At 30.0% G+C, this 12,786-nt stretch carries 12 protein-coding genes; 11 read left to right on the top strand and 1 reads right to left on the bottom strand.

Features of this window, described 5'->3' with window-relative positions; genetic code table 11:
* Positions 1 to 369, bottom strand: coding sequence for a YraN family protein (locus BUB83_RS01575; protein ID WP_242950613.1), 369 nt, complete (start codon positions 367 to 369; stop codon positions 1 to 3).
* 108 nt (positions 370 to 477) lie between these two features.
* Between BUB83_RS01575 and BUB83_RS01580 the strand changes: the two genes are divergently transcribed.
* From BUB83_RS01580 to dxr, 11 genes are all read left to right on the top strand, one after another.
* A complete protein-coding gene (locus BUB83_RS01580) occupies positions 478 to 1,995 on the top strand; it encodes a YifB family Mg chelatase-like AAA ATPase (protein WP_073336292.1) in 1,518 nt (505 codons plus the stop codon).
* Positions 1,996 to 2,003: 8 nt separating this feature from the next.
* Entirely contained in the window at positions 2,004 to 3,080 is a 1,077-nt protein-coding gene (dprA, locus tag BUB83_RS01585; RefSeq protein ID WP_073336294.1) for a DNA-processing protein DprA, read from the top strand.
* A 356-nt stretch (positions 3,081 to 3,436) separates the two neighbouring features.
* Positions 3,437 to 5,533: a type I DNA topoisomerase gene (gene topA / locus BUB83_RS01590; RefSeq protein ID WP_073336296.1), complete on the top strand. Its 2,097-nt coding sequence runs from the start codon at positions 3,437 to 3,439 to the stop codon at positions 5,531 to 5,533.
* 186 nt (positions 5,534 to 5,719) lie between these two features.
* The gene (codY, locus tag BUB83_RS01595) at positions 5,720 to 6,499 is read left to right on the top strand and encodes a GTP-sensing pleiotropic transcriptional regulator CodY (RefSeq protein WP_073336298.1); all 780 of its coding nucleotides are present in this window, start codon (positions 5,720 to 5,722) and stop codon (positions 6,497 to 6,499) included.
* A gap of 197 nt (positions 6,500 to 6,696) precedes the next feature.
* A complete protein-coding gene (gene rpsB / locus BUB83_RS01600; protein ID WP_073336306.1) occupies positions 6,697 to 7,398 on the top strand; it encodes a 30S ribosomal protein S2 in 702 nt (233 codons plus the stop codon).
* A 25-nt stretch (positions 7,399 to 7,423) separates the two neighbouring features.
* Positions 7,424 to 8,335, top strand: a complete 912-nt coding sequence (tsf, locus tag BUB83_RS01605) for a translation elongation factor Ts (protein ID WP_073336309.1) — start codon at positions 7,424 to 7,426, stop codon at positions 8,333 to 8,335.
* Positions 8,336 to 8,429: 94 nt separating this feature from the next.
* Positions 8,430 to 9,149, top strand: coding sequence for a UMP kinase (pyrH, locus tag BUB83_RS01610; protein ID WP_073336312.1), 720 nt, complete (start codon positions 8,430 to 8,432; stop codon positions 9,147 to 9,149).
* Positions 9,150 to 9,170: 21 nt separating this feature from the next.
* Positions 9,171 to 9,728, top strand: coding sequence for a ribosome recycling factor (gene frr, locus BUB83_RS01615; RefSeq protein WP_073336314.1), 558 nt, complete (start codon positions 9,171 to 9,173; stop codon positions 9,726 to 9,728).
* A gap of 59 nt (positions 9,729 to 9,787) precedes the next feature.
* The gene (locus BUB83_RS01620; protein WP_073336317.1) at positions 9,788 to 10,546 is read left to right on the top strand and encodes an isoprenyl transferase; all 759 of its coding nucleotides are present in this window, start codon (positions 9,788 to 9,790) and stop codon (positions 10,544 to 10,546) included.
* A 10-nt stretch (positions 10,547 to 10,556) separates the two neighbouring features.
* Positions 10,557 to 11,357 carry a phosphatidate cytidylyltransferase gene (locus tag BUB83_RS01625; protein WP_073336319.1) on the top strand — a complete coding sequence of 267 codons (801 nt, stop codon included), beginning with the start codon at positions 10,557 to 10,559 and terminating at the stop codon, positions 11,355 to 11,357.
* A gap of 258 nt (positions 11,358 to 11,615) precedes the next feature.
* Positions 11,616 to 12,770: a 1-deoxy-D-xylulose-5-phosphate reductoisomerase gene (gene dxr / locus BUB83_RS01630; protein ID WP_073336526.1), complete on the top strand. Its 1,155-nt coding sequence runs from the start codon at positions 11,616 to 11,618 to the stop codon at positions 12,768 to 12,770.
* Positions 12,771 to 12,786 lie beyond the last annotated feature (16 nt).

Genomic DNA, 12,786 nt, shown 5'->3' on the forward strand with positions numbered 1-12,786 from the left:
CTAGAAAGCATTTTGAATTATATTAATCATTAATTCATTATTTTTTTCAAAGTAAACCTCTGCCACATCAAATCTAAAATCAGTATTTTTTATTTTGTACTTTGAAATATACCAAAGTGCAATTTTTTTTATTTTTCTAACCTTTTTTCCTGTAATTGATTCGCATGGATAACCAAAGCTTAAATTATATCTAGATTTAACCTCTACAAAACATAGAATATTATCTTTTTTAGCAATAATATCTATCTCTCCAATTGAACAAGTAAAATTTCTTTCAAGTATATAGTATCCTTTCTCTTTTAAATGTGTTGCAACTAAATCTTCGCCTAATTTCCCTATTTCGTAATTGAATTTTTTGATAGTAATCACCTCTAAATATTTGTTTATAATATATAAATCTTAACTTATTGAATAATTTATATTCAAATCAGGTTTAGATTTTTTTTTATTGTCAAAACTCATTGAGGAGGTGAGTTTATGGCAATTAAAATAAATACTGCCACTTTTAATGGCATGGATGGTGTAAAAATTTCTGTAGAAGTGGATATATCGCAGGGGTTACCTTCGTTTAGTATTGTTGGGCTAGCAGATACTTCTATTAAAGAATCAAAAGATAGAGTGAGAGCAGCAATAATAAATTCTGGATTTGAGTTTCCTATAAAAAAAATAACAGTTAATTTAGCACCGGCAGATGTAAGGAAAATAGGATCGTCTTTTGATTTGCCCATTGCGGTTGGAATTCTACTTGCTACAGGACAAATAAATGAAGAAGGTATAGATAATTATTTGTTTGCAGGGGAGTTATCCTTGCTAGGAGAACTAAAGAAAGTTAGTGGTATTCTTACTATAGTTATGGGGGGATTTGATAATGGAATAAAAAATTTTGTGATTCCTTATGAAAATAAAGCAGAAGCATCTATTGTTAGCAACGCAAATACATATCCTTTGAAAAATTTAATTGAAGTGATTGGATTTTTAAAGTATAAAGATTTATTGCCTTATAGCAAAGAAAAAATACAATTAAAGGAAGAGGTTTATCTGGATTTCAAGGATGTAGTTGGTCAGGAAAGCACTAAACGAGCCATAGAGGTAGCTGCTGCTGGGAATCATAATATTTTTTTGTATGGATCGCCTGGGTGTGGAAAAACCTTGTTAGCATCGAGAATTCCATCGATTTTGCCCCCGTTAACATATGAGGAAGCTTTGGAAGTTACTAAGATTTATAGCATTTCAAGAGAGTATAAAATGCTAGAGGGGCTTATTTATAAAAGGCCCTTTAGAAAACCACATCATTCTTGTACGAAAATTTCATTAATAGGTGGAGGTATAAAGTTACATCCAGGAGAAATATCTTTAGCTCATCATGGCGTACTTTATTTAGATGAGATGCTTGAGTTCAACAAAAATAATCTGGAAGTGCTGCGTCAACCATTGGAAGATAGAAAGATAATTTTATCAAGAAGTTCAGGAACCGTAGAATATCCAGCTAGTATAATGTTGGTTGGTTCAAGTAATCCATGTAAGTGTGGATATTATGGTCATGAAGTTAAAACTTGTACTTGTACTGAATATGAAAGAAGACAATATCAAGGGAAACTATCAGGACCTTTGCTAGATAGAATAGATTTATTTTCAGCTGTACCCTCTGTGCCATTTGACAAATTAAAGGGTACAGAGGGAGAACAGTCTAAAATCATAAAAGAAAGAGTTATAAAAGCAAGAGAAATTCAGAATGAAAGATTTAAAAACGAAGATATATTTTCTAATGGTGAAATGAATGAAAATCATGTAAGAAAATATTGTAAACTTGAAAAGGAAGCGGAAAAAACATTAATAAAACTCTATGAAATACATAATTTAAGTATGAGAGCATATAGCCGAGTATTAAAAGTTGCACTAACTTTAGCAGATTTATCAAATAATGAAAAAATCAAAAAAGAACATGTTATAGAAGCGGTTCAATATAGAAAATTTATAAATAATAAAGTGATATAGGTGATGAGATGAATGATTATCAATTATGGTTTGCTATGGCAAAGCTTTCTTATAAAATTAAAAATAAATTGATAGACTTGTATGGAAATGCTGAGAATATATGGTATGCATTTATAAATGAATCTATAGAAGTAAATAAAGCTGAAATTCTTTATGAAAAATTTAGAACAGCTTGGAACGTAAAAAAAATTGATGAAATAAAAAGAGTAATGTACAAAGATAATATTGAGGCAATAGTTATTAATGATGAATTGTATCCTGAAAAATTAAGAATATATGATGAAGCTCCATACATGCTATTTTATAAGGGAGATATTGACTGCTTATTTGAAAATACAGTATCCATTGTTGGCTCAAGGAAAGCGACTTATTATGGTGAAAATATTACTAAAATATTATGTGACTCTTTTGCAGATAATAATATTACAGTGGTTAGTGGAATGGCTAAGGGTATCGATACTTATGCACATGAAAAAATATTAGCAGTAAAAGGAAAGACCTGTGCTGTTCTAGGATCAGGGGTAAATGTTGTATATCCAAAAGAAAATTATGGATTATATGAGGAAATAACTCAGAAAGGATGTGTGATTTCACAATTTTTACCTGGAGAACCTCCTTATGCTTATAATTTTCCAGTCAGAAATAAAATTATAAGCGCTTTAAGTTCATTAATTATTGTTGTAGAAGCGTCAGATAGAAGTGGGTCTCTTATTACAGCAGGAGCAGCTTTAGAACAAGGAAAAGATGTTATGGCAGTACCAGGAGATATATTTTCAAAGCAAAGTGTTGGGTGTAATAAATTAATAAAGGATGGGGCTTATGTTTTAACTTCTTTGGAGGATGTATATGAAGTTTTAAAAATGAATACATTTGTTAAGAAAACACCTTTAAATAAACAAAATAATGTTAATGAAGCTAGTGTATATTCTTATATATTAAATAAGCCTTTGCATATAAATGATTTATTAAAAAAAGTAAATTTGAATATAACTACTTTATACGAAGTGCTATTTAATTTAGAATTAAAGAAAAAAATAATGAGAATATCTGGAGATTATTATGTAAGAGTTTATGATAAAATGTAATTTAGTAATAGTAGATTATTATAAATTACATAAAAGTTTTAATTTAGAAATTTTTCAAGAAAGAGAATAGTAAAAAATATAAAGTTTTATATTTCTCTTTCTGCTTTCAGGTATTGATATATTAGGATTTCTATTGAAAAAAATTATAGAAAAAAAATCAATAAATTATAAAATTTTTTCCGAAATTTATTTTTATTTTAATGATAATTAAATGAATATATTGATAAATTGAAAAAATTACTGTTGACATAAGTTAAATTGATACTGTATTATTCTAATTACAGTTAATATTTGCATATTATTGAGGTTAATGAACTAAATTTTGATTTAACCCTAGTAAATTGGAGGGGGATAAAATGGGACAAAAGTTAGTAATAGTCGAGTCACCAGCAAAAGCAAAAACTATAAGTAAGTATTTAGGAAAAAATTATAAAGTAAAAGCTTCCATGGGTCACGTTAGAGATCTTCCTAAAAGTCAATTAGGCGTAGATATAGATAATGACTATGAACCTAAGTATATAACTATAAGAGGAAAAGGCACATTGCTTGCTGAACTTAGAAAAGAAGCTAAGAAATCAGATAAAGTATATCTGGCAACCGACCCTGATAGAGAAGGAGAAGCTATTTCTTGGCATTTGCTTAAAGCTTTAAAAATTAATGAAGAAGATGAATGTAGAATTGTTTTTAATGAAATAACAAAAAATGCTGTAAAAGGTGCAATAAAAGAAGCTAGAAAAGTAAATCAACATGTTGTAGATGCTCAACAAGCAAGAAGAGTTTTAGATAGATTGGTTGGTTATAAAATTAGTCCTATTCTTTGGAGAAAAGTAAAGTGGGGGCTTAGCGCCGGAAGAGTACAATCTGTCACTTTGAATATGATATGTAAGCGAGAAGAAGAAATTAAAGGTTTTGTTCCTGAAGAATATTGGACTATAGAATCTTTAGTGTATAAAAATAATGAAAAAAATAGTTTTCCAATAAGATTAGCATCTAAGAACAATAAGAAGATTTCTATAACTGGAGAGCAACAGTGTAAGAATGTTGTTGATGAACTTAAAAATGGAGAATATGTTGTTAAAAAAGTCAGAAAAACTGAAAAAAGTAAAAATCCATTACCACCTTTTACTACAAGTACTTTTCAACAAGAGGCTTATAAAAAATTAAATTTCACAACAAAGAGAACCATGTCAATAGCTCAACAATTGTATGAAGGGGTAGATGTTAAAGGGCATGGTACTGTAGGTTTGATAAGTTACATGAGAACAGATTCAGTTAGGATATCTACTGAAGCACAATTAAGTGCAAAGGAATTTATATCAAATAATTTTGGGGATGAGTATATACCTGAAAGTCCTAGGAATTTTAAAGGTAAGAAAAATATACAAGATGCACATGAAGCTATAAGACCAACATATATAGAACTTTCTCCAGAACTTATAAAAGAAAGTTTAAAACCAGAGCAATTTAAAATATACAATCTAATATGGAAAAGATTTATGGCCAGTCAAATGGCTTCTTGCATAATGGATACAATTTCTATAAGTATTTACAATGGAGATTATAAATTTAAGGCTAGCGGATCAACTGTAAAATTTGAAGGTTTTATGAAGGTGTATGAGTATTCAACAGACGATGAAAAAAACAATATTCAACTTCCGGATTTAAATGAAGAAGAAATATTAAAGTGTAAAGAAGTTTTAGAAAAACAACATTTTACTCAACCGCCTGCTAGATTTTCAGAAGCATCTCTTATAAAAACCCTAGAGGAAAATGGAATAGGTAGGCCTAGTACTTATGCACCTATAGTAAGCACTTTGCTAGGACGAGGATATGTTGAACGAGAAAAGAAAACACTTTTACCAACGGAACTTGGCTTAATTGTTAATGATATAGTGAGTGAGTATTTCAAGCAAATAGTTGATGTGGATTTTACTGCATCTATGGAAGATAATCTAGATAGTATTGAAGAAGGAAACACTGAATGGAAAAAAGTAGTAGATGCATTTTATTCGCCGCTAAGCGAATTAATAGATAAAGCGGAGAAAGAAATTGCTAAAATAACTATTGAAGATAAAGTAAGTGATATTCCTTGCGATAAATGTGGAAAACTTATGGTGATTAAAAAAGGTAGATTTGGTGATTTTCTTGCTTGCCCAGGTTATCCAGAGTGTAAAAATACCAAGCAAATTCAAACAGAATTAGATATACCTTGCCCTAAGTGTGGAGGTAAAATAGTTCAAAGAAGAAGTAAAAAAGGTAGAACATTTTATGGATGCAATAATTATCCAGAATGTGATTTCGTTAGTTGGGATGAACCTACAGATAAGAAATGTCCTGTTTGTGAATCGCTTATGGTGGTTAAAAATAATAAAAAACTTGGAGAATTTTATCAATGTCCTAACAAGGAATGTAAGCATATAGAAGAAAAAGCAAAAGATGAGAGTAACGAATAAGTATGGATGTATTCTAAAATAATGTTATATAACTTATTTCGCTATTTTTTTATTATTTTGTTGAATAAAAAAAACTCATATGATATGATGGTATAGAATAAAATAAATTTTTGAAATATTCTCAATTTATCATCAATTCACAATAATAACTATTCAAAAGAATATAATGCGAAAAGGAGTGATAACATGGCTTCGGAATTATTAAAAAAAATGCGCTTGCTTAATAAGATATTGCAAAAAAAAGGAGCAGAACCTGTAATTTTTGAGGATATCTGCAATACTTTAAGCCATGTATTGGAATGCAATGTTTATATAATTAGTAGAAAAGCAAAGATACTTGGTTATACATTTAATAATGGTGTGGAATGTGAGAGTGTTAAACAAACTGTTTTAGTAGATAAAAAATTTCCAGAATATCTCAATAACAAGTTGTTATCAATCAATGACACTTTATTTAATGTAGAGAATTATGGAAAGTCTTCATTTGATGAAACGCAACCAGCAGAAATAGAAGGTAAATTATCCACTATTATTCCGATTATAGGAAATAGAGACAGGTTAGGCACTTTGTATTTAACACGTTTTGAAACTAAGTTTGATGATAATGATTTGGTTTTAGCTGAATATAGTGCAACTATTGTAGGTCTTGAAATTTTAAGATCTCAAAATGATTTGTTAGAAGAAGAGGCTAGAAAAAAAGCTGTAGTTCAATTAGCTTTAGGAACTTTATCTTATTCGGAATTAGAAGCCGTTGAACATGTATTTAATGAATTAAATGGGTCAGAAGGGTTGTTAGTTGCTTCTAAAATTGCAGATAAAGTTGGTATAACTAGATCCGTAATAGTAAATGCATTGAGAAAGTTCGAAAGTGCTGGTGTAATTGAATCCAGATCTTTAGGTATGAAAGGAACTCATATCAAAATATTAAATGATAAATTGATTGATGAATTAAAGAAAATAAGATAAAAATAGGATTTTTTAAATCCTATTTTGTTTTTTTGCTCAGAAATAAACAAAATTTAAAAAATTTGTTGTAACACTACTTTGCTTGTGCTATAATACTTGAGGAAGTTAAAAATACACACATCATTTTTAAATAGATGGGTGCCTATCAGGTTATCTATGGTTTAAATGATGGAGGTAAAACCTAAGGAGGATTTATTATGGCAGTAATTTCAATGAAACAATTATTAGAAGCAGGTGTTCATTTTGGACATCAAACAAGAAGATGGAACCCTAAGATGGCTCCATATATTTTCACAGAAAGAAATGGTATTTACATTATTGACTTACAAAAAACAGTTAAGAAAGTAGATGCTGCTTATAACTTCGTTAAAGATGTTGTAGCTGATGGAAAAGAAGTTATATTTGTTGGTACAAAAAAACAAGCTCAAGACGCTATTAAAGAAGAAAGTATTAGAGTTGGTATGCATTTTGTAAACCACAGATGGTTAGGTGGAATGCTTACAAACTTCCAAACTATAAAAGCTAGAATTAGAAGATTAGAAGAATTAGAAAAAATGGAAGAAGATGGAACATTTGAAGTTCTTCCTAAAAAAGAAGTTATTAAATTAAGAGCTGAGAGAGAAAAATTAGAAAGAAACCTTGGTGGAATCAAAAACATGGATGCTAGAAATATCGGAGCAATGTTCGTAGTAGACCCAAGAAAAGAAAGAAATGCTATAAATGAAGCTAAGATTTTAGGAATACCAGTTGTTGCGATAGTAGATACTAATTGTGATCCAGATGATGTTGATTATGTTATTCCAGGTAATGATGATGCTATCAGAGCTGTTAAATTAATTGCTGCTAAAATCGCTGATGCTGTTTTAGAAGGAAATCAAGGTACACAATTAGCTGAATAAAATTACAATTTAGGAGGATATACTTATGGCTATAACTGCTTTAATGGTTAAAGAATTAAGAGAAATGACTGGTGCAGGAATGATGGACTGCAAGAAAGCTTTGACTTCTACTGAAGGAGATATGGAAAAAGCTGTTGAATTTTTAAGAGAAAAAGGTTTGGCTGCGGCTGCTAAAAAAGCAGGAAGAATTGCTGCTGAAGGTGTTGTTGCTACATACGTTTCAGAAGACAAGAAAACTGCTGTTGTTTTAGAGCTTAACTGTGAAACTGACTTCGTTGGATTAAATGAAGCATTTATTGAATTTGCAAATACTGCAGCTGCTTATGTTGCTAATTCAACAATAGCTACAGTTGAAGAATTATTAGAAGCAAAAATGTCTGGTGAAGAAACTGTTAAAGAAACATTAACAGCTTTAATTGCTAAATTAGGCGAACACATGAATATCAGAAGATTTGAAAGATTTACAGTTGACAATGGAGTTATTGCTGATTACGTACATGGTGGAGGAAGAATAGGCGTTTTAGTTGAATTATCTTGTGACAAAAACGATGAACTTTTATCTTCATTAGGTAAAGACATAGCAATGCAAGTTGCAGCAGTTAATCCTTTATTCTTAGATGAAACATCAGTTGATTCTGAAGTTTTAGATAAAGAAAGAGAAATCTATAGAGTTCAAGCTTTAAATGAAGGAAAACCTGAGAAAATCGTTGATAAAATGGTTGAAGGTAGAATCAAAAAATACTTAAAAGAAATTTGCTTAGTTGATCAAGTGTTTGTAAAAAATAGTGATTTCACTATAAAAACACTTTTAGAAGCTAAATCTAAAGAAATTGGTTCAGAAATCAAGATTAATAAGTACATTAGATTTGAAAAAGGCGAAGGTATCGAGAAGAAAGAAGAAAACTTTGCAGAAGAAGTTCAAAAACAATTGAAATAGTTATATAAAAAGTTAATAAGAGAACACTTAGTGTTCTCTTTTTTTAAAATAAATTTTATTGTCATCACGAATGATTTGGAGGTATAATAAGGATATGGACAAATTAAAATACAAGAGAGTTATGCTTAAACTGTCAGGTGAAGCTTTAGCAGGAGAAGGTGGCTATGGAATTGATTTTGATGTGGCAACTAAGATTGCTTACGAAATAAAGGAATTAGTAGACCTAGGAGTTGAAGTTGGAGCGGTAGTTGGCGGAGGAAATATTTGGCGCGGAAGAAATGGTAAAGAAATGGACAGAACTACGGCCGATTATATGGGAATGCTTGCTACTTGTATAAATGCACTAGCATTACAGGATTCTCTTGAAAATATAGGTGTTATGACAAGAGTCCAAACAGCTATTGAAATGAAAGAAGTAGCTGAGCCTTATATAAGAAGAAGAGCTATGAGGCATTTGGAAAAAAATAGAGTTGTAATTTTTGCAGCAGGAACAGGGAATCCTTACTTCTCAACAGATACAACAGCCGCATTAAGAGCAGCGGAAATAGAAGCAGATGCTATTCTTTTAGCTAAAAAAGTTGATGGCGTTTATGACAAAGATCCACATAAATATGCGGATGCAGTGAAATTTGAGAAGTTATCATATATAGAGGTATTAGAAAAAGGGCTACAAGTTATGGACTCAACAGCGACTTCACTATGTATGGATAACGATATTCCAATAATTGTTTTTGGATTAGATGAGCCAAATAATATTAAAAAAGTTATGTTAGGTGAAAACATAGGAACTATAGTATCAAAAATATCAAAATAATAATAATTACAGGAGGACATTATGATTAAAGAAATTATTAATCATACGGAAGAGAAGATGGGCAAATCTTTAGTTGCCTTAAAAAATGAATTAGCAACATTGAAAGCTGGAAAAGCAAATCCTACAATGCTTGATAAAATATCTATTGAGTATTATGGCGCAGAAACACCAATAGGTCAAATCGCGGGTATTTCTGTTCCGGAACCAAGGATTTTAATGATTCAACCTTGGGATAAAGCAGCTTTAAAGGATATTGAAAGAGCTATTTTAATGTCTGATTTAGGAATAAATCCATCAAATGACGGCATATCAATTAGATTAATTATACCTGAACTTACTGAAGAAACAAGAAAAGATATTGTTAAGAAAGTAAGAAAATATGGAGAAGAAACAAAGGTTGCAGTTAGAGGAATAAGAAGAGACTCTAATGAGAAAATTAAACATCTTAAAAAAGATGGAGAAATAAATGAAGATGAAGAAAAACTTGGAGAAAAAGATATACAAAAAATTACTGATAAATATGTTCAAAAAATAGATGGAGTTGTAGAAAATAAAGAAAAAGAAATTATGTCTGTTTAAAATAAATACCTGTGGTTACGCAGGTATTTAAATTTTAATTTCTAGAAAAGGTGAATAGAATGGCGTTATTTAAAATAAAAAAGAAATTAAATGAAAATACATATAAGCTTGATATGAATGCAATTCCACAACATATAGCAATTATAATGGACGGAAATGGAAGATGGGCAAAAGCCAAGGGGTTACCTAGAGTTGCAGGGCATAAAGCGGGTGCAGAAAATGTAAGAACTATAGTAAAAGAATGTAATAGATTAGGCGTGAAGGCTTTGACTTTGTACACTTTTTCAACTGAAAATTGGAAAAGACCAAAAGATGAGGTTAATGCTTTAATGAAACTGCTTGTGGATTACTTAAAAAATGAATTCAAAGAATTACAAGATAATAATGTTGTTATAAAAAGTATTGGTAATATTCAGGATCTCCCAAAGGAGTGCAGAGACCAATTAAGAAAAAGTTATGAAAATACCAAAAATAATACTGGCTTAGTTTTAAATCTAGCACTTAACTATGGAGGAAGAGATGAAATAGTTCATGCTTTTAAGAAAATAATGAATGACGTTAATAAAGGTGATATTTTATTATCAAATGTGTCGGAAGATACTATATCTGATAATCTATTTACTAAAGGGTTGAAAGATCCAGATATTATTTTAAGAACAGGCGGAGAACAAAGATTGAGCAATTTTTTATTATGGCAGTGTGCTTATTCTGAATTTTGGTATACAAACAAAAGTTGGCCAGATTTTAATGAAGCGGAACTACACAAGGCTATATATGATTTTCAAAATAGAGATCGACGTTTCGGTGGATTAAAATAGGGGTGAAATGATGAATAAAAGGTATGTAGGTGCATTTATTTTATCTCCCTTGGTGATTGTGCTATTTTTAGGGGGAATATATCTAAAATTAGTATTGGCATTATTTTCATTTATGGGGATTTATGAGTTTTATAATATATTTACTGAAAATAAAATAAAACCAATAAAAATAGTAGGGTATATTGTAAGTTTTTTATACTATTGCCTGATTTTCTTAGAAAGAGTTGAACTGAAGTGGGTTTCGCTGATTTTTGTAGTTGGAACAATCACGCTTTTAACTATAATTATATTTTTTGAGGAATATAATATCGTAGATGCTGCTATTACATATTTAGGCATATTCTATGTTGCTGTTCCTTTTAGTTTAATTGCTTTAATAAGTGAAAAAAGCTATGGGAATTATTTTGTATGGATAATTTTTATATCATGTTGGGTCTGTGATTCTTTAGCATACTACACGGGTAGATTTTTTGGAAAAACAAAATTGATACCAAGAGTAAGTCCTAAAAAAACTGTTGAAGGTGCTGTTGGTGGATTGATAGGAAGTGTAATTGCAGTTACCGCTTTTGGATTTTTTATTCAAAGTAAAGGGATAGTTATCCCTATTTTTAACTATGTAGTTATAGGAATTTTAGGAGGGGTTATTTGTCAATTAGGTGATTTGGCTGCTTCTTCAATCAAAAGATATGTTGGAGCTAAAGATTATAGTAATTTAATTCCAGGACATGGAGGAATTTTAGATAGATTTGATAGCATACTTTTCACATCAGTGTTAGTATACTATTATGTAGCAATTATTTTGGGGATGTAGTATTTGTATAAATCAGTTAAAGTAGATAAAAAACTTCAATATAGTTTGATACTATTGTTAATTTTTCTTATGGTAACCTATATTATCAAAGTATACTTTGAACCTTTTTTTATTATCTTGGTATTATTTGCATTGGCTAAACCAATATATAACTTACTAGATAGATTTGGTTTGTTTAATAATAATATTAATGCTATCATTAGTATTATTATTGTAAATTTATGCAAAAGAATTTATTTTTATGGATTAGGTGATAATATGAAAAATATATGTATTGTAGGAGCTACTGGCTCTGTAGGAAGTCAAACGCTAAATGTTATTAGAAAAGAAAATAAAAATTTTAAACTTGTAGCTTTTTCGGCTAATAAAAGTTATGAAAAGACAATAAAAATAATAGAAGAATTTGAACCGGAGTTTTGTGCTATTACTGATGAAGATACTTATAAAAAAGTTGATGGTTATTGTAAAACTTTTTTAAAAAAAACACATCTCCTCTTGGGAATGAAAGGTATAAATTTTATAGTTGAAATTCCTCATGTTGATTTAGTCGTAACATCAATTGTAGGAATGATTGGTCTTCAACCTACAATGAGAGCTATTGAAGCAGGAAAAGATATTGCTCTTGCAAACAAAGAAACATTAGTAACAGGTGGAAGTTTAGTTATGCAGGCGGCTAAAAAGCATAAAGTGAATATTTTGCCTGTAGATTCAGAACATTCGGCTATATTACAGTGTTTGAGGGGAAGTTCTCATAATGAGGTTGAGAAAATAATACTTACAGCTTCGGGGGGGCCTTTTAAAGGAAAAACCATGGAAGATTTAAGATACATAACGCCAGAGGATGCGGTTAAACACCCTAAATGGGATATGGGAGTGAAAATATCAATCGATTCTTCCACGCTTATGAATAAAGGATTAGAAGTTATTGAAGCTAAATGGCTTTATGATGTTGATTATGATAAAATTCAGGTACTAGTTCACCCAGAAAGTATCATCCACTCTATGGTAGAATATGTAGATGGAAGTGTAATTGCTCAATTAGCTACACCGAATATGGAACTTCCTATTCAATATGCCATGAATTACCCGGAGAGAAAACAAAGAGTGATAGAACCCTTAGATTTTTACAAGATTTCAAAATTGACTTTTGATAAACCAGATATCAAGAATTTCAAATGCCTTCATTTAGCTTATGAAGCCGGTAAAATTGGGGGGATTATGCCAACTATTTTAAATGCTTCCAATGAGGTGGCAGTTCAACTATTTTTGGACAGAAAAATAGCTTATTTAGATATCGCAAATATCATAGAAGAGAGCCTAAATAGATTTCCAAATCAAACAAATTTGGATATTGAAACTATTTTAGACACTGAAAAACAAGTTAATAAATATATTTTAAGTAAGTATCAGTAATTAAGGGAGGAACCTT

It is taken from the genome of Clostridium grantii DSM 8605, assembly GCF_900129965.1.
Classification (GTDB): Bacteria; Bacillota; Clostridia; order Clostridiales; family Clostridiaceae; genus Clostridium_AF; species Clostridium_AF grantii.